This window comes from Chitinophaga sp., from assembly GCF_019236475.1.
Taxonomy (GTDB): domain Bacteria; phylum Bacteroidota; class Bacteroidia; order Chitinophagales; family Chitinophagaceae; genus Chitinophaga.
This window is the reverse complement of record NZ_JAFAIX010000013.1, coordinates 501,431-518,466: the sequence shown is the minus strand read 5'-3', so window position 1 is coordinate 518,466 and position 17,036 is coordinate 501,431. Positions and strand designations below refer to the sequence as shown.

Below are 17,036 nucleotides of genomic sequence, written 5' to 3'. Positions count from 1 at the left end.
ATTTACACGTTAAGCAGATCTGAATCTTCTGAATCATGACACCGGGCTGACAGGTTCATATTGCTGCCCTGGTAAGCATTTTAATAACTGCTGCATTTCCAGATTGAACACGGCCGCCGCTACTTGACTCCCGCTTAGTCGGCTCAGTATATAGATCTCCTCCAAATGTAACCGCGACTTATTATTAAAAAGTTGCATGATTGTTTGCTCCTCCGGAGCCAACGTATGAAACAGGGATGACTGAACCACCCTTCCTGTCCGGGCCGCAGTTTCCTCCCATCTCATCGCTTGAAGGATATCGGCGGCCCCTGTTACTAATACAGCCTTGTGCTGGCGAATTAGCTCATGACATCCGGATGCATGCCAATCGTCCACATGACCTGGAATGCAGAATACATCCCGGTTATAGCCTCCTGCTAGCTCTGCCGTAATGAGGGAACCTCCCTTTAGCCCACTTTCTATGACGATAGTAGCATCTGTCAATCCCGCTACGATCCTGTTCCTCCTGGGAAAATTCTGCTTATCCGGCTGCGTTTTGCTGCGATAATCCGTCAGTAAACCGCCACAGTGCATCATTTCCCTAGCGATTTCCATATGCGCAGGAGGATATATCCTATCCAGTCCATGTGCCAACACGCCAATAGTAGGACATCCTTTCTCCACCGCAGTCCGATGTGCGAGGATATCTATTCCATATGCTAATCCACTCACAATAGTAATACCTGCCTTACAAAGCTCCTGCACCAATTGTACACACACTTTACTGCCATATGGAGAAGGTTGCCGCGTACCTACTATACTCACCATCCTAGAGGCATGCAATGGTGAGTTACCTTTGAAATAAAGGAGTGAAGGCGCATCTGCACAGTGTTTTAGCCGGATAGGATAATTGTCGTCTCCATAAAAAATAACTTGTACACCATATTTTTCTATGAACTTCATTTCCTGGACTGCACTGTCGAAATCCCGGAAACGCTTGATAGCCGTAGCTTTGATACTACCTACCTGTTCAATTCTTTCCAATTCCCGCTGCCTGGCCTGAAAGATGGCCGTGGCACTTTGAAAATGGTCCAATAAATTTCTGATGGTAACATCCCCGATCATAGGGACTTGGGTTAATGCAATCTGATACAGTAATTCGGAGGGCATAACAAACAATTTAGCCTTTTAAATTACAATTTATCAACGGTAGTTTTTTCTTCTCCAGGTGATTTATTTTTGCAGCAACTAACAGCCAATAAAATGATGATGAAAAGGATTTGGAGTGTTGTACTGCTCGCCGGAATGATGGCCTGTAAATCTACACAAACAACTACCAGCCACACTGCTGCCGGTAATACCACACTGACTCCACAAGGCGCGGCATGGGCTGCACTGTGGCAACAACAGTCAGGAGAATATAAGGCGCTCTGCCTGCAAGCATATCAGTTGGCAGCATGGCGACTGGATCAATATCTCGCTACAAAAGGAGATAAACCACTTGCCGTAGTGACGGATATCGATGAAACAGTGCTGGATAACAGCCCGTATTCTGTTCATCAGGCGCTGAACCACAAAGGATATGACGAGAAGACCTGGTTGGAATGGACCGCGAAAGCCGCTGCTGATACCGTTCCTGGCGCACCTACATTCTTTAAATACGCTGCCTCTAAAGGGGTGCAAGTATTTTATATCACTAACCGACTGGAATCGGAAAGAGCCGTTACACTAGCTAATCTGCGTAAACATAATTTCCCATATGCGGATGATCAGCACCTGCTGCTGAAAACCACTACTTCCGGTAAGGAACCTCGCCGCCAGCAAGTGTTACAGCAGTATGATATCGTACTGCTCTTCGGAGATAACCTGAGCGACTTCTCCAACATCTTCGATAAAAAACCTTACGAAGAGAGAAACGCCGCTGCCCTGAAAGCCGCTCCTAACTTCGGTTCCAAATATATTGTATTACCTAATCCCATGTACGGCGATTGGGAAGGAGCACTTTACAATTTTCAATACAAACTGACGGAACAACAGAAAGATTCCATCATGAAATCGAAACTAAGAAACTACTAATACCATAAAAGTGAAATCCCCGCAAATCCATGATTTGTGGGGATTTTTTATTTAGAGCAGTTGTCGTCTTACAAACTAATAACTTTGAAAACTGTTCTTCTGTTGGTAGCTCTGCCTTCCTCTGTATCATTGGTAGCAACGGGCTGCGATTTTCCATAACCCTTACTGCTTAAGCGTTTGGCATCGATGCCATGTTGTACAAGATACTGTACAACTGCTTTGGCCCTGTTTTCAGAGAGCAACTGATTATCTTTCTCCGAACCTACATTATCCGTATGACCGGCAATCTCAATTTTCAATGTCGGGTTTTCATTTAAGAGTCGTACTAGTTTATCCATTTCCAATACGGATGCGGGTTTTAGCACATATTGCTTGGTGTCGAAGAAGATGTTATGTAACACGATACTGGCATTTGCGGCAAGTGGTTGCAATGGTATATTCTTCTCAAACGGATGATCTGGATTATGTTCTTTCAAGGAGAAATTATCAGAATAAAACAGGTATCCTTTCTTGCTCACATGAAATGCATAATCTTTGCCAACCGGTAATGGCGCTAGGAATTCGCCGTTTTCTAAGGTGGTAAATCGCGCTACTTGTGTGCCGCCTTGTAATTCAATCACATCCACATTGGCGGGCAGTCTTGCCTGGGTTACGCTATCGTACACAAATCCTTTTACATACAAGGTTTGCAATGGTCTTGCTTCTGGATACAATTCAAAACTATAGATGTCCAGGGAGCCTTTTCCCTCGGCCCTGTCGGATGCGAAATAAGCCGTTTTCCCGCTGGCATCTACAATCAGCGTTCCTTCTTCGTCGATGGTATTAATGGGATAGCCGAGGTTCACAGCGGGGCCCCAGCTACCATCGGGCTGTTTGCGGGAATAGTAGATGTCAAGTCCGCCATAGCCGGGAAGTCCGTTCGATGCGAAATACAGCGTTTGTCCGTCGGCGTGAATAAAAGGTGTGGTTTCTCTGCCTTTGGTATTGATATTAGGACCAACACTCTCCGGTTCGCTCCAGCGGCCGTTTGGCAGCAGATGTGAAACGAAAATATCGGAACCATTTGTAGGTGTTTCGCGGGCAAAATAAAGCGTTTGATTATCGGCAGTCAGCGAGGGCTGCGACTCCCAGTCGCGAGTATTTATAGGCGCGCCGAGGTTTTGCGGTTTTGTCCAGCCGTTGCTTGTTTTATGGGAAATATAAAGGTCACAGCTTCCTTTGCCTTCCGGAAAATCGCAACCAGTGTATAAAAGAATGGTGCCATCTTGTGAAATATGTTGTGCGCCTTCATTAAACGAGGTATTTATAGGCTCTCCCATGTCTTTGGCTGGGCTCCATCCGCCGGTGCTATCGCGGTGACTGATATAGAAATCCTCATTGCGGCCATTCACTCTTCTGGTGAATACCAATGTTTTACCGTCGATAGTGAGAGACGGAAAGTACTCGGGATCGCTGCTGTTGATATGATCACCGAGGTTTTGTGGATGAAATGGGATTTCTTTCTGATGGCTCACCGCGAATTCATAGTTCGCTTTCAGCTTTTCCGCGTTTTTATTACTCACTTTAGATCCTGCGATATACCGATTAACCAGTTGCAGCGCGCCCTGGAAATCGCCGGTACCAGCGAGGGCACGGGAATAGGGCAGCATTACTTGGCGTAAACTGGCGCTATCCAGTTGTTTATAGCGATTAAAAGTAGTTACCGCGTCTTTATAGTCTTTGGTTTCCAGGTAGCACATACCTAGTTGGCCGTATGCATCGAGGTAATTAGGGGCAATGGTAATGGCCTCTTTCAGGAAGGGAATCGCCTCTTTGGTGTTGTAGGTACTGATGGCAGCTTGTGCTTTGTCGAACGCCGCTTTTGCCTTTTTAGGGGCATTCTCAGACGTTACGAACTGAGCATGCAACTGCATGACCGATAGGAAAGCTGTGAGTAACAGCAGAAAGGATTTTTTCATAGCAATAATACAACGTGAAAATAGGATGTTTATTTAAAAGAAAAATCCCCGGTGGGTAACCGGGGACTAAACTTTTAAGGAACGTTGATATACTTGTGTACCTGCAACGACAGTTGCCATTGCGGGTTGTCCTTGATGTAATCGATGATGAGCGGGAGCATTTCCGCGCTCTTGCTCCATTCGGGCTGCAAGTAAAGGCGACAGTTTTTGCCGACCATAGCAGCATGTTTTTCTGCCCAGGCGAAATCTGATTTGTTGAAGATCACTACTTTCAGTTCGCTAGCAGCATTACATACTTCCGGAAGGGGCGCTTTGAATTTTTTTGGCGACAGCGTAATCCAGTCCCAGTTGCCACTGAGAGGGGAGGAGCCGGAGGTTTCCATATGTGTACGGAAACCTTGTTTGTGTAAGGCCTTGGTAAGGCCATCCAACTGGTGGAGCAGCGGTTCTCCACCGGTAATAACGGCTATACGGCCAGGATAGGAAGCCGCTTCACTGACGATATTATCTATGGTCAGTTGCGGGTGTTTATCCGCATCCCAGCTATCTTTTACGTCGCACCAATGGCAGCCTACATCGCATCCGCCAAGACGGATGAAATAGGCAGCTCTGCCCTGATAGAGACCTTCCCCTTGAATGGTGTAGAAGCGCTCCATCACAGGCAGGGTGTTGGCGATATTTGAAGTAATTACTGACATTGTTATAACCCTGCAAAGGTCCGTCTTTTTTGCGGAACCTGTTAATTCATACCACCTTTCTGACCAATACAGGCCAGGTAGGTGTTTTTCAGCAATGCTGCAATGGTCATAGGTCCTACGCCACCTGGAACGGGAGTGATATAGCTGCATTTAGGAGCAACTTCATCATATTTCACGTCACCGATGAGGCGGAAACCACTTTTCTTGCTAGCATCTGCTACGCGGTTGATACCAACGTCTACGATTACGGCACCTTCTTTTACCATATCAGCGGTAACGAAGTTAGGCTTACCAATAGCGGCTACGATGATATCTGCCTGGCGGCAAATTTCAGGCAGGTTATGTGTCTGGGAGTGCGTGAGCGTTACGGTGCAGTTACCAGGATTGGTATTGCGGCTCAGCAGGATGCTGATCGGCGTACCAACAATATGGCTGCGACCTATCACTACCGCATGTTTACCTTTGGTAGGCACGTTGTAGTGTTCCAGCATCAGCATGATACCATAAGGGGTAGCAGGAATGAATGCAGGCAGGCCACTTACCATTTTACCCACGTTCATGGGATGGAAGCCGTCCACATCTTTACTAGGATCAATGGTGTTGATCACCAGTTCTTCGCTGATATGCTTAGGTAAAGGCAATTGTACCAGGATACCATCGATATCTGGATTTTCGTTGAGCAGGATGATCTGGTCCAGCAGGTGCTTTTCAGAAATTTGCTCATCAAAACGCAGGAGGGTGGAGTTATAACCGCATTCTGCACATGACTTTACTTTGGAAGCAACGTAGGTCTCGCTGGCAGGATTGTTTCCTACCAGGATCGCTGCCAGGTGAGGAACTTTTTTGCCAGCAGCCTTTAATTCAGCCACTGAAGCAGCTAATTGGGCTTTGATAGCCTCAGAAACATGTTTACCGTCTAAAATTTGCATGCGCAAAGGTAGGTTTTTTTCTCGCAAAGACGCAAGGGAATGCGCAAAGACGCAAATGGCGCCTTGGCGCGATTAGAAAGAATGTATCAGCTCGCAAAGCAGCATAAACTACAAAGCAACAAAGCAGCAGAAATTATTATGTAATATTTTATTATATAATGCTTTATATATGTAGATATATATCCTTGAGTAGGAAAGTTGTATTATAATCAAACATAATACAATAAAACATCAAAATTTCCTTTGCGACGCTGCGCATTCCTTTGCGACTTTGCGAGAAATGATATCTGGGCTGGTTCTGCAAACCAGGCTTCTGATGAAACCTGGTTTGCGAAGACAGAATGTCTTATTCGAACCGTTGATTGTTGTGGAAATTATAAGGCAAACAAAGACGGTAATCAGTTAGCAAAAAACAGGAAAACAGTATTGTTGGTAACCTGAATGGCTTGTATCTGATTTATTGATCACAATATATTTAAATTTTTGGAGCTGAAGCAAGTATTTCTTGATCAGCGGCAGCAGCATATTTCTGGAAGTTACGAATAAACTGGCCTGCCAGGTCCGCAGCTTTTGCATCGTAGGCAGCTTTATCTGTCCAGGTATTGCGGGGATCCAGGATATCCGCTGGTACGCCAGGAACGGTTTCTGGGATCGCCAGACCGAATACTGGAGTGCTGCGATATCTTACATGTTCGAGTTTACCGTCGATGGCAGCAGCAATCATGGAGCGGGTATAAGCCAGTTTGATACGGCTACCTACACCATAAGGACCGCCGGTCCAGCCGGTATTGATCAACCACACGTTCACATCATTTTTACGCATTTTTTCGCCCAGCATCTGTGCATATTTTGCAGGGTGCAGTGGGAGGAAAGGTGCGCCAAAACATGCGCTGAAAGTAGATTTAGGCTCGGTTACACCTGCTTCTGTTCCGGCAACTTTTGCAGTATATCCAGAAATAAACTGGTACATAGCCTGGCCTGGCGTCAGACGGCTGATAGGAGGCAATACGCCATAAGCATCTGCTGTCAGGAAGAAGATATTTTTAGGAACCGCACCTACAGAAGGTTCCAGAGCATTTGGAATAAATGTCAGCGGATAAGATACACGGGTATTTTCCGTGATGCTTTTATCTGCATAATTCACTTGATTCGTGCCAGGGAAGAAGGTAATGTTTTCCAGCAATGCGCCTGGGCGTACAGCTTGGAAGATTTCCGGTTCTTTCTCTGCACTGAGGTCAATACATTTTGCATAGCAACCACCTTCGAAGTTGAATACGCCGGTGTTGGTCCAGCCATGTTCATCGTCGCCGATCAGCTTACGCTTAGGATCCGCACTCAGTGTGGTTTTACCAGTACCGCTAAGTCCAAAGAAAATAGCAGTATCACCCTCTGCGCCTTGGTTGGCGGAGCAGTGCATGCTAAGTACTTGTTTATCTTGTGGCAAGATGTAATTGAGAATAGTGAAAATGCCTTTTTTGATTTCACCGGTATAAGCGGTACCGCCAATCAGGATAACCTTACGGGTGAAGCTCACTACAGCAAAGTTGTGCTGACGGGTAGCATCCACCGCAGGATCAGCCAGGAATCCAGGCGCCTGGATCACTGTCCAATCGGTCTGCATGTATTCCAGTTCCTCTTCATTAGGACGCAGGAACATATTGTAGGCAAACAGACTAGACCAAGGCAATTCTGTGATTACTTTCACACCAATGCGATAGCTAGTATCTGCACAGGCAAAGCAATCGCGCACCCATACATCTTTACCTGCGAAGTAAGCAGTTACTTTGTCGTATAAACGATCAAAATTTTCTGTAGTAAAGGGAATGTTAAAGTCATTCCAGTTAACCGTGTCGGCAGTGATGGGGTCTTTAACGATGAATTTATCTTTAGGTGAGCGACCGGTAAATTCTCCGGTGTTAACTGCAAGCGCACCAGTGTCTGATAAAACGCCTTGATTGCGTTCTAGTGATTGTTTTACCAGTTGGGCTGGTTCAAGCTGGTAGTATACGTTTGACGCGTTCTCTATGCCCAGTTCCCGTAAGTCAGCAACAGGATTCCTTACGCTACTCATTTGCATAAAAGCAAGATTGTTTTGGTGTAAAAGCAAAACTAGGCATTTTTTGATATCGTCTAATTTCTTTGGTGTTGAACCATCGAAATTTAGAAAATTGATGCCTCTTTGCTGAATTTGTTGACAGATCTTCAAAATGTTCTGGAATCCTTGCAGGTTATCAAAGGTAAATTGTGTGAATAAAACATTAAGTAATAACACATAAGTATCATTGCTGGAGATATAATGTGGTATTGTATTTTTTACGTTTCTTGTAACACTGCGATTACCTTTCCTATATTCTGCTGGCTTCAAATAGGGAAATTATCCTTAGGTTTGAAGCCTCATTTGAAAATTACAGATATGAAGAATCTGCCTTTGGATCCGCAGCTGTTTGTAAAAAACCGCCAGCGTTTTTTGGCTAAGATGAAGCCTAACTCAATAGCTATTATCAATTCCAACGATGAACTTCCCACGAACGGCGACGCACTGTTCAAGTTTAAACAGAACTCAGACCTGTATTGGCTTACAGGAATAGACCAGGAAGATACAATGGTAGTTTTGTACCCGGATAATCCGGACCCTAAATACCGTGAAGTACTGGTACTCGTACGCCCGAATGAGCTGAAAGAGAAATGGGATGGTAAACGTCTGAGGAAAGCAGAAGCCACTGCGATTTCTGGTATGACTACCATCGTATGGCTGGATACACTGGATGCCATGTTGCAACAGTGGGTGCACGAAGCGGAAAATATCTACCTGAATTCCAACGAAAATAACCGTAAATCTAATTATGTTCCTGTTCGTGATTACCGCTATGCGGAAGCCATGAAAGAACGTTTTCCACTGCATAACTACCAACGTGCCGCTGTGATTTTCAAGCAAGTGCGCGCGGTGAAAACAGCAGAAGAAATCAAAGTATTAGACGTGGCAATGGATATTACGGATAAAGCTTTCCGTCGTGTGCTGAAATTCATCAAACCTGGCGTTTATGAACATGAAATCCAGGCGGAAATTGTACACGAATTCCTGCGCAACCGTTCTGCTGGCGAGGCTTATGGCTCTATCATCGCCTCCGGCGACCGTGCCCGTACCCTCCACTATGTATTCAATAACCAGGAGTGTAAAGATGGCGAATTGATTTTGATGGACTTCGGTGCAGAATATGGCGGTTACAATGCTGACCTGACCCGTACCGTGCCTGTAAATGGTAAATTTACTGCCCGTCAGCGCCAAGTATATGATGCTTGTTTACACCTGCATAAATATGCGGTTTCTATCCTGCGCCCAGGTATTACCCTGGCTAAATACCATGAAATGATGGGAGAAGAAGCAGGAAGAGAATTCATAAAACTGGGCCTGCTCACAGAAGCAGATATCAAAAACCAGGACCCAGAAGCTCCAGCTTACCGCAAATACCTGTATCATGGTATCTCTCACCACTTGGGTGTAGATGTGCATGATCTGGCGCCTTCTATGGTACAGCCAATTCCTGAAGGTAGTGTACTGACCATCGAACCAGGCATCTACATTGAGGAAGAGAATATGGGCGTACGTATCGAGAATAACTACTGGATTACCGCTTCCGGCAATGTTGATCTGATGAAAAACATCCCGATCACTGCTGACGAAATTGAAGCTTTAATGAAATAACTTTCCGGCCCCTCACCCTTTCAGTGGGGGGCTATTTTCGTCAACATAAATATTCGAATGCGACAGATTCCCAATATCATTACCCTATGTAACCTTTTTTGCGGCGCCCTGGCCATTATCTGTATACTCCATGCGCCCGAATTCAGGACTGAATTTAACGGTACAGAATACACGATTATCACACCAGAACCTATATACTGGGCTTCTGGGCTGGTCGTACTGGCCGCTATTTTCGACTTTTTTGACGGTTTGGCAGCACGCCTGCTCCGTGTACAATCTCCAATGGGCAAGGAGTTGGACTCCCTCGCCGATGTAGTAACATTCGGGGTAGTACCCGGTATGATGCTGTATCGCCTGCTGCGCAGCGCCTATTTCCAACAACCGGATGTATTCGACGTATCCTTGTTCAACCTGGCTCCGGCCCTGCTGGTGCCTTGTTTTGCGGCTTATCGCCTGGCAAAGTTCAACATCGATACCCGTCAGTCCGAAAACTTTATCGGAGTGCCTACCCCGGCTGTAGGACTGCTGGTGGCCTCTTTCCCGCTGATCGTACTGTATAATCCTTATAACCTGGGCCATTGGTTCCAGAATATTTGGGTACTGTATGGGGTTATTTTCGCGCTCTGTTATTTGATGGTGGCGGAAATCCCGATGATCAGCCTGAAAGTGAAGCATAAAACACTGAAAGACAACTGGACCCGCCTCTTACTGGTGGTGCTGACCCTGGTGAGCATACCGTTCCTGAAATTCGCTGCGGTTCCTTTTGTATTTATCTGCTATGTAATTTTATCGTTGTTGTTCCCGCCAATGAAGGCTGAGAAAGCCTAAAATGCCCGGCAGGAGCACATCAATCATCAATAACCTGCTGCAAATCTGCAAGTACGAGTTTATTATTCGTAATTTTTAATGTAGGTTTGCGGCAAAATTTAAAGCACAATGACTTTTACTGCACATATCAATGTGATGCCACTGAAAGAATTATTGGACCCTCAAGGGAAAGCGGTAATGGGTGGCCTGAAAAACCTCGGTATGAACCAGGTTCACGATGTACGCATAGGCAAACACATAACCCTGCAAATCGAAGCTAACAGCAAAGAAGAAGCACAGCAGATCGCTGAAACTGCTTGTCAGAAACTGTTGGCTAACCAGGTAATGGAATACTTTGAAGTACACATTCAATAAATAATTTCGAATTACGAATTACGGATTTGCGGAGCATTTTGCATGAATCCGTAATTCCTGATTCGTAATTCGTCCTTTCAATGAAGTTATATATCGTTCCTTCCCCTATCGGCAATCTGGCCGATATCACTTACAGGGCTGTAAAGGTATTGGAAGATGCCGAGCTCATCCTAGCGGAAGACACTCGTACTTCCAGCGTGCTACTCAAGCACTATAATATCCATAAGCCGATTACCCCTTATCATCAGCATAATGAACATAAAGTAGCCCAGCACCTGGTAGAACAACTCCAGGCCGGTAAAGTCATGGCTTTACTGACAGATGCAGGTACTCCCGGTGTTTCTGACCCTGGATTCTTGCTGGTAAGGGAATGTATCCGCCAGGGCGTTTCGGTAGAATGCCTGCCCGGCGCTACTGCCTTTGTTCCTGCGCTGGTCAATAGCGGTATCCCCATGAACCGCTTTATTTTTGAAGGCTTCCTGCCCCTCAAAAAAGGCCGCCATACCCTCTTTACACAACTCGCCACCGAAGAAAGAGCCATTGTTTTCTATGAGTCGCCTATGCGATTGGTACGTACCCTCGATGATCTGATCCAATACTTTGGAGCAGACCGCCAGTGTTGCGTTAGCCGCGAACTCACTAAAATGTTCGAAGAAAACAAACGCGGTACCCTCCAGGAAGTAGCCGATTACTTCCGTGAAAAGGGCGTCAAAGGCGAAATTGTGGTGGTGGTGCAAGGCGCAGAATAATTTTTCCCACTCCTGACATAGGGCTGTCATCTCCCTATTGTTGCTTTGTTATTCAAATATGCAATTATGCTGATATCTGATATTGCAAGGCTTCGCTTACATGCCCAGCAAGTTTCTAAACATACCTGCAAAACGCCACAGGCGTTAGTTTCCTATATGGGCGCCCTCCAAGCGCAGGACTTCCCTGCTAGTAAATACGCGGTGGGCGCACGTCTGCCAAATACTACTCTCAAACAGGTGGAAAAGGCCGTCAATAAAGGAGAAATCATTCGTACCTGGATCTTCCGCGGCACCTTGCAACTGGTAACGCCAGCGGATATACGCTGGATGATCGAACTGGTAAAAGACCGACTGGAAATGCGTCTGAAAGCTACGGAGAAAGCCCTTGGCGTAGACGCTACTATATACCCCCACGTTTTTAAACTACTGAGAGAGGCCCTCCAAGGCGGAAAACGGCTCATGCGCAGCGAAGTGGAATCACTCCTGCAAACACATCATATCGGCCCGGAATACATGCGCTATGGCCTTTTTAGGGCATCCCTGGAAGGAATCATCTGCCATGGCCCCATGAATGGCAAACAATTTACCTTCACCCTGCTGGATGAATGGTGCCCTCCACAACCTGCTTATAGCAAGGAGAAAGCCCTGGAATTACTGGCGGAACGCTATTTTACCAGCCACGGACCCGCTACGATAGCGGACTTTACTACTTATGCGGGCATCACCCAGAAAGAAGGACTCATCGGCCTGGAAGCAGCCAAACCCCGACTGGATCAGCTAACCATTGCCGGAAATACTTACTGGTGCGGAAAAGACCTCCTGGCGGCTAAAACAGGGGTGCCTAATGCCCTGTTACTACCCGCTTTTGATGAAATCAATGTGGCGTATAAAGATCGTTTACCCATGATTGCCAAAGAACATGGGCATAAAGTGATGACGATCAACGGAATCTTCCACCCAGTGATGCTAAACGAAGGCCAGATATGTGGCCTGTGGAAAAGAACTATTGCCAAAGATGGTCTTGAAATTTCCTTTGAACCCTTTATTAGCCTGAAAAAATCCCGAAAAGAAGAATTTGAAGCGGCAGTTCAACACTATGCCGATTTTATGGAACTCCCCGTTAAAAAGATGGCTTTTCTGTAACCGTTCATCCAACATAGCAACACCTTATCGGTAATTGTTTATTTTCGCAGTTTGAACAAAATCTAACAGAATGAAGCACCCGGTTATCGGAGGCTGTCTGGCCATGACTCTTTTGGCAGGCAGTTGGTTACAACTAAATGCGCAGTCTGACCGCTGGCAGCAGAGAGTGAAATACACCATGAACGTAGATGTTGATGCACCAGCGAATAAATTCAGCGGTAAACAACATTTGGAATACTATAACAATTCCCCCGATACACTGAAGAAAGTCTTCTACCACCTGTACTGGAACGCATTTCAGCCAAACAGTATGATGGATGTGCGCAGTCGTGAACTGGGTAAAATCGTGATCGGAAAAGATAAAAACGGTAATAATGTGTACGACTGGGACAACCGCGTGCGCGACCGTATATCTAAATTGAAACCAGACGAAATTGGCTACCAGAAAGTAATTTCTCTGAAAAGAGATGGTAAACCACAAAGCTTCAAAACAGTGGAAACCATCCTGGAAGTAGATTTGGATCATCCAATTATGCCTAACTCCAAAGCGGTATTCGATATGGAGTTTGAAGCACAAGTGCCTGTGCAAATCCGCCGCAGTGGCCGCAATAATTCCGAAGGTGTGGATTACTCCATGGCGCAGTGGTATCCTAAAATGGCGGAATACGATTACGAAGGCTGGCATCCAACTCCATACATCGCCCGTGAATTCTACGGCGTGTGGGGAGATTATGAGGTGACCATCAATATGGATAAAAAATATGTGATTGCCGCTACCGGTTATCTGCAAAATCCAAATGAAATCGGCTATGGTTACGAGGCCCCAGGTATTAAAGTAAAACGCCCTGCTGGCAATAAACTGACCTGGCATTTTGTGGCCCCTAACGTGCACGATTTCGTATGGGCGGCTGATCCAGATTACAAACATATCACCCAACAGGTAGATGGCTTCACCGCCCATTTCTTCTATATTGAAAATGACACTACCCGTAAAACCTGGCCTGCACTGGCTAAATCCATTCCTAACGCTTACGCCTATATTAAAAAGCACTATGGCGCTTACCCATACAAGCAGTATTCCTTTATCCAAGGTGGAGACGGCGGTATGGAATATCCAATGGCTACGCTGATCATGGGCAACGGTACACAGTCTGGTTTATACGGTGTAGCAATGCACGAATGGATGCACAGTTGGTACCAGGGCATGCTGGCTACTAACGAAAGCCTGTATCCTTGGATGGATGAAGGTTTCACCACTTTCGCAGAAGAAAATACCATCTACAATACAACGGATTCTCTGAAAGGCAAATGGCCGCTGGAAGATACTTACAAAGGTTATTTCCGCCTGGCTAAGAGCGCCTTCGAAGAACCTGCTACTACACATTCCGATCATTACAATACCAACTACGGTTATAGCAACAATGCTTATCGCAAAGGAGCAGTATTCTTAGAACAGTTGGGTTATGTAATTGGTGCTGAAATCCGTGACAGTGGCTTGATTCGCTACTATAACGAATGGCGTTTCAAACATCCTAATGCGAATGATTTTGTGCGCGTGATGGAAAAAGAAAGCGGTATTCAACTGGATTGGTACAAACAATACCTGATCAATTCTACTAAGCATATCGACTACGGTATTGATGGCGTTACAGAGAATGGTAACAAAACAGTGGTACGCCTGCGTAGAATCGGCGAATTCCCGATGCCAATTGATCTGATGGTAACAGATAAGAAAGGCAATCAGACGATGTATTATATTCCATTGTCTATCATGTTTGGTGAGAAACCAAATGAAAATCCTGCGATCAAACGCGTGGTAGCCGCTCCATGGTTCTGGACACATCCAACTTATGAAGTGGAAGTAAATCTACCACTGAGCGATATCCAAGCAGTGGAAATTGATCCTAGTCAGCGTCTGGCGGATATTGACAGAAGCAATAACAAAGCGGTAGCGAAATAAGCTATAACTCTCTACCTGAAAAAATAAAAAAGCGAAATTGACATCTGCGTCAATTTCGCTTTTTTAATACATTTTACTTTTACTAAGCGTGCGTTATCATATCAGAAAATCAGTTGCTGTAGCTGGTTTTCCCATGTGTGTGCATTTTGTTCCTGGTGGATTAATTTTTCCAAGTGATGCTGGTTGTGATACGCCGTGAAATACAGCATTTCCCGGACGGTGATCTTCCCTAAAATTGGATGAGGTAACCTGTATCTATCCAGGTCACTTTCCGTCCAATTCCTGATTTTATCATCCAGTTTAAATTTCTGGGCAAGGAAGCCCTGAATCAGTACTGGCCGTTGTGCGTTATAGATCACGCCAGGTTGGTAGGGAACAGTGGCAGTAGCGCCGCTATTCAGCTTTTCCAGATATTGTGATACCACTAGATCATATGATCTAGAAGGTTGCTGGCTGACGCCAAAATATCTGAGTGTAAATTTAGGAAATCCCATAGCGCTGCTAACGGGCCTTACGGATTTGATGAGGTGGTCCAGTTGTTGGCCGGCCGACCATTTGCCGTAAGGAGATGCTGTAAACCGATGATCTGACAGCGTGTTTACATAGTCGACCATATTGTCGAAACTTTTGCTTAACAGAGATCGAATCTCATGCTGATTCAGGTACATAGGAATTCATTTTAAAGGGTGCGAAAAATAACACAAAGCCTGGCGCCTTTAGTGGAGAATATCCCGCCTATTGCATACTGTCTGAAGTTACGCCAGTTTTCCCAACCAGCCAACATATTTATTAAATAAATATGTTAGGTTTTTCGGTCAGATATGGATGAATAACGGCAATGGATGAAAAATTTCTTAATTATTTCTGATAATTGTAATAATTAAACAGATGGCGATGTAGCATTCCCTGCATTTTCATCAGGACCAGGCTTTTTCTCATCGCTGTCGTTCCAGAATTTCCCGAAATGACGTTCGAAGTGTTCGGAGCCACCACAGCGGTTGCGGAACTTTTCACGGAGGTGTTCCTGTTCCTCAGGACTAAGATGAGCCATTTTGTTTTTGATGCGCTCTTTCCAGTCGCCACCGCCGCTGCGTTTAAAACCTTTGCCATTATTGTGCCAGCCAAACAGCAGTTTGCCCAGCAACAGCAATCCGAAGGCTTGCCAGTAGGTGATGGTAGGACCATGGAATATTTCGGGTATTAACCAGTTCCAGAGGATCATGGTTAGGAAGATGACTACTGCTACAAATGCAATACCACAGCAGATCATCAAGAATATTTTTCCGGCGGATTTTTTACTGAAGCGTCCCATATCTAATAGTAAGTTTAATCAGTTGTTGAGAATTTCATGATACAGTTCTTTCAGTCTTTCTCTCAAAAACAGTACAGCATAGCGTTTGCGCGAAAGCAATGTGTTGACGCTGACGCCCGTTTCGGCACTCATCTCCTTAAATGATTTTCCCAGGATTTCATGACTGATAAATACCTGTTTCTGATCAGTAGGGAGGTCTTCAATGGCGGCGGTAATGGCTTCGGAAATGATTCTCTGCATCATTGGCGTATCCGCATCCATAGCGGAATCTGCGATGATTTCAGGGAGGAAAAGGACTTCTTCACCTTCTATTTCCCTGGTATATTCAGCAAATGGTGTTTCTTTCTTTTTCCTGAACCAATCTGTGATCCTGTTCCGGGCAACGGCAAACAACCATCCAGTGATGGAATCTACCTGGCTGCCCAGTCGCAGATATTCTGTAAACTGGTACAGTACATCCTGCAAAATATCCTCTGCGTCTGACACATTGCTCACCCGCTGACGGATATAGTGGAGCAGGCGCCTGCTCTCCTGTTTAACCGCCTCCTGAATACGCTCATTTTGCTCTTGGGCCATAACTGTATTTGATAGGAGCAACTGTTTCATCTTACTATTGAAGACGAACTACTATTGCGGATATTTTAACTATTACAGAAAAAATACAACAATGCCTCCCCAAATGCAGCTTAGAACTTGGCCATCACAATGTATTTTTCCTTGAAACTCTCTTCGGGGAAGATGTCGTAGATGTCGATGAGTCTTGGTTTCAGACCACTTTCTGAGATTTCCTGGGCCAGATCTCCACCTTTCAGGCAGATCAATCCTTTTTCAAATTGCTTTCCAGGTACAGTGGATTTTTTCATCAGGTGTTTGCTCCAACGCCAGAGATCTCCCAAAGGAGCCACTGCACGGGATACCACGATGTCGAACTTACGGTTCTTAATATCTTCTATGCGGGAATGAGCAGCAGTAACGTTTTTAAGTCCGAGAGACTCGGCCACTCCTTCCACTACCTTGATCTTTTTGCCAATGGAGTCTACTAGATGGAACTGTACTTCAGGGAAGAAAATGGCCAGTGGAATACCGGGAAATCCACCACCAGTGCCCAAGTCAATAATCTGGGTGCCTGGTGCGAAATCCGCAATGGCAGCAATACTTAATGAATGTAAAACATGCTTTTCGTAGAGCTGATCAATGTCTTTCCTAGAAATAACATTAATTTTCTCATTCCATTCGCTGTATAATCCCTTTAACGCTTCAAATTGAGCCAACTGGGCCGGCGTGAAGTCGCTGAAATACTTTAAAATAATATCCATCCTGCAAAAGTAAACTTATTCGGTGAGGAAC

At 45.3% G+C, this 17,036-nt stretch carries 16 protein-coding genes; 7 read left to right on the top strand and 9 right to left on the bottom strand.

Annotated features, from left to right (window positions below; all coding sequences use genetic code 11):
* Positions 1–33 precede the first annotated feature (33 nt).
* A complete protein-coding gene (gene dprA, locus JO154_RS24105) occupies positions 34–1,149 on the bottom strand; it encodes a DNA-processing protein DprA (RefSeq protein ID WP_291950917.1) in 1,116 nt (371 codons plus the stop codon).
* A gap of 99 nt (positions 1,150–1,248) precedes the next feature.
* On the opposite strand from dprA, the gene JO154_RS24100 reads away from it, so the two are divergent.
* Positions 1,249–2,055 carry a 5'-nucleotidase, lipoprotein e(P4) family gene (locus JO154_RS24100; RefSeq protein ID WP_291950914.1) on the top strand — a complete coding sequence of 269 codons (807 nt, stop codon included), beginning with the start codon at positions 1,249–1,251 and terminating at the stop codon, positions 2,053–2,055.
* Positions 2,056–2,123: 68 nt separating this feature from the next.
* Here JO154_RS24100 and JO154_RS24095 read toward each other — a convergent pair whose 3' ends face one another.
* The 4 genes from JO154_RS24095 to pckA all read right to left on the bottom strand — a co-directional run bounded on the left by JO154_RS24095 (position 2,124) and on the right by pckA (position 7,711).
* On the bottom strand, positions 2,124–4,013 hold the full coding sequence (locus JO154_RS24095; protein WP_291950911.1) for an OmpA family protein: 1,890 nt from the start codon (positions 4,011–4,013) through the stop codon (positions 2,124–2,126).
* Positions 4,014–4,087: 74 nt separating this feature from the next.
* Positions 4,088–4,711 carry a 7-carboxy-7-deazaguanine synthase QueE gene (locus tag JO154_RS24090; protein ID WP_291950908.1) on the bottom strand — a complete coding sequence of 208 codons (624 nt, stop codon included), beginning with the start codon at positions 4,709–4,711 and terminating at the stop codon, positions 4,088–4,090.
* Between the two features lie 41 nt (positions 4,712–4,752).
* Positions 4,753–5,640, bottom strand: coding sequence for a bifunctional methylenetetrahydrofolate dehydrogenase/methenyltetrahydrofolate cyclohydrolase FolD (folD, locus tag JO154_RS24085; RefSeq protein ID WP_291950905.1), 888 nt, complete (start codon positions 5,638–5,640; stop codon positions 4,753–4,755).
* A 475-nt stretch (positions 5,641–6,115) separates the two neighbouring features.
* Entirely contained in the window at positions 6,116–7,711 is a 1,596-nt protein-coding gene (gene pckA / locus JO154_RS24080) for a phosphoenolpyruvate carboxykinase (ATP) (RefSeq protein WP_291950902.1), read from the bottom strand.
* 342 nt (positions 7,712–8,053) lie between these two features.
* Between pckA and JO154_RS24075 the strand changes: the two genes are divergently transcribed.
* The 6 genes from JO154_RS24075 (at position 8,054) to JO154_RS24050 (ending at position 14,377) form a co-directional block, all read left to right on the top strand.
* Complete coding sequence (locus JO154_RS24075) at positions 8,054–9,343, top strand: aminopeptidase P family protein (RefSeq protein WP_291950899.1); 1,290 nt, start codon at positions 8,054–8,056, stop codon at positions 9,341–9,343.
* A 57-nt stretch (positions 9,344–9,400) separates the two neighbouring features.
* On the top strand, positions 9,401–10,171 hold the full coding sequence (locus JO154_RS24070) for a CDP-alcohol phosphatidyltransferase family protein (RefSeq protein WP_291950896.1): 771 nt from the start codon (positions 9,401–9,403) through the stop codon (positions 10,169–10,171).
* Positions 10,172–10,279: 108 nt separating this feature from the next.
* The gene (purS, locus tag JO154_RS24065) at positions 10,280–10,525 is read left to right on the top strand and encodes a phosphoribosylformylglycinamidine synthase subunit PurS (RefSeq protein WP_291950893.1); all 246 of its coding nucleotides are present in this window, start codon (positions 10,280–10,282) and stop codon (positions 10,523–10,525) included.
* A gap of 80 nt (positions 10,526–10,605) precedes the next feature.
* On the top strand, positions 10,606–11,274 hold the full coding sequence (gene rsmI / locus JO154_RS24060) for a 16S rRNA (cytidine(1402)-2'-O)-methyltransferase (protein WP_291950889.1): 669 nt from the start codon (positions 10,606–10,608) through the stop codon (positions 11,272–11,274).
* 66 nt (positions 11,275–11,340) lie between these two features.
* Positions 11,341–12,417: a winged helix DNA-binding domain-containing protein gene (locus JO154_RS24055; RefSeq protein ID WP_291950886.1), complete on the top strand. Its 1,077-nt coding sequence runs from the start codon at positions 11,341–11,343 to the stop codon at positions 12,415–12,417.
* Positions 12,418–12,487: 70 nt separating this feature from the next.
* Positions 12,488–14,377 carry a M1 family metallopeptidase gene (locus tag JO154_RS24050; protein WP_291950883.1) on the top strand — a complete coding sequence of 630 codons (1,890 nt, stop codon included), beginning with the start codon at positions 12,488–12,490 and terminating at the stop codon, positions 14,375–14,377.
* A gap of 101 nt (positions 14,378–14,478) precedes the next feature.
* Here JO154_RS24050 and JO154_RS24045 read toward each other — a convergent pair whose 3' ends face one another.
* The 4 genes from JO154_RS24045 to rsmG form a co-directional block, all read right to left on the bottom strand.
* Positions 14,479–15,045 (bottom strand): DinB family protein, encoded by a 567-nt coding sequence (locus JO154_RS24045; RefSeq protein WP_291950880.1) that lies wholly within the window; start codon positions 15,043–15,045, stop codon positions 14,479–14,481.
* Positions 15,046–15,257: 212 nt separating this feature from the next.
* Complete coding sequence (locus JO154_RS24040) at positions 15,258–15,689, bottom strand: hypothetical protein (protein ID WP_291950877.1); 432 nt, start codon at positions 15,687–15,689, stop codon at positions 15,258–15,260.
* 18 nt (positions 15,690–15,707) lie between these two features.
* Positions 15,708–16,265, bottom strand: a complete 558-nt coding sequence (locus JO154_RS24035; protein WP_291950872.1) for an RNA polymerase sigma factor — start codon at positions 16,263–16,265, stop codon at positions 15,708–15,710.
* Between the two features lie 110 nt (positions 16,266–16,375).
* Positions 16,376–17,005 carry a 16S rRNA (guanine(527)-N(7))-methyltransferase RsmG gene (gene rsmG, locus JO154_RS24030; RefSeq protein WP_291950869.1) on the bottom strand — a complete coding sequence of 210 codons (630 nt, stop codon included), beginning with the start codon at positions 17,003–17,005 and terminating at the stop codon, positions 16,376–16,378.
* Positions 17,006–17,036: the final 31 nt, after the last annotated feature.

Bases quoted from the DNA above. Each gene is read 5' to 3' on its own strand.
- JO154_RS24095 (WP_291950911.1), bottom strand. From the start codon at position 4,013: ATGAAAAAATCCTTTCTGCTGTTACTCACAGCTTTCCTATCGGTCATG.
- JO154_RS24050 (WP_291950883.1), top strand. From the start codon at position 12,488: ATGAAGCACCCGGTTATCGGAGGCTGTCTGGCCATGACTCTTTTGGCA.
- JO154_RS24035 (WP_291950872.1), bottom strand. From the start codon at position 16,265: ATGGCCCAAGAGCAAAATGAGCGTATTCAGGAGGCGGTTAAACAGGAG.
- purS (WP_291950893.1), top strand. From the start codon at position 10,280: ATGACTTTTACTGCACATATCAATGTGATGCCACTGAAAGAATTATTG.
- JO154_RS24045 (WP_291950880.1), bottom strand. From the start codon at position 15,045: ATGTACCTGAATCAGCATGAGATTCGATCTCTGTTAAGCAAAAGTTTC.
- JO154_RS24070 (WP_291950896.1), top strand. From the start codon at position 9,401: ATGCGACAGATTCCCAATATCATTACCCTATGTAACCTTTTTTGCGGC.
- JO154_RS24090 (WP_291950908.1), bottom strand. From the start codon at position 4,711: ATGTCAGTAATTACTTCAAATATCGCCAACACCCTGCCTGTGATGGAG.
- JO154_RS24055 (WP_291950886.1), top strand. From the start codon at position 11,341: ATGCTGATATCTGATATTGCAAGGCTTCGCTTACATGCCCAGCAAGTT.
- folD (WP_291950905.1), bottom strand. From the start codon at position 5,640: ATGCAAATTTTAGACGGTAAACATGTTTCTGAGGCTATCAAAGCCCAA.
- dprA (WP_291950917.1), bottom strand. From the start codon at position 1,149: ATGCCCTCCGAATTACTGTATCAGATTGCATTAACCCAAGTCCCTATG.
- rsmI (WP_291950889.1), top strand. From the start codon at position 10,606: ATGAAGTTATATATCGTTCCTTCCCCTATCGGCAATCTGGCCGATATC.
- JO154_RS24100 (WP_291950914.1), top strand. From the start codon at position 1,249: ATGAAAAGGATTTGGAGTGTTGTACTGCTCGCCGGAATGATGGCCTGT.
- JO154_RS24040 (WP_291950877.1), bottom strand. From the start codon at position 15,689: ATGGGACGCTTCAGTAAAAAATCCGCCGGAAAAATATTCTTGATGATC.
- rsmG (WP_291950869.1), bottom strand. From the start codon at position 17,005: ATGGATATTATTTTAAAGTATTTCAGCGACTTCACGCCGGCCCAGTTG.
- pckA (WP_291950902.1), bottom strand. From the start codon at position 7,711: ATGAGTAGCGTAAGGAATCCTGTTGCTGACTTACGGGAACTGGGCATA.
- JO154_RS24075 (WP_291950899.1), top strand. From the start codon at position 8,054: ATGAAGAATCTGCCTTTGGATCCGCAGCTGTTTGTAAAAAACCGCCAG.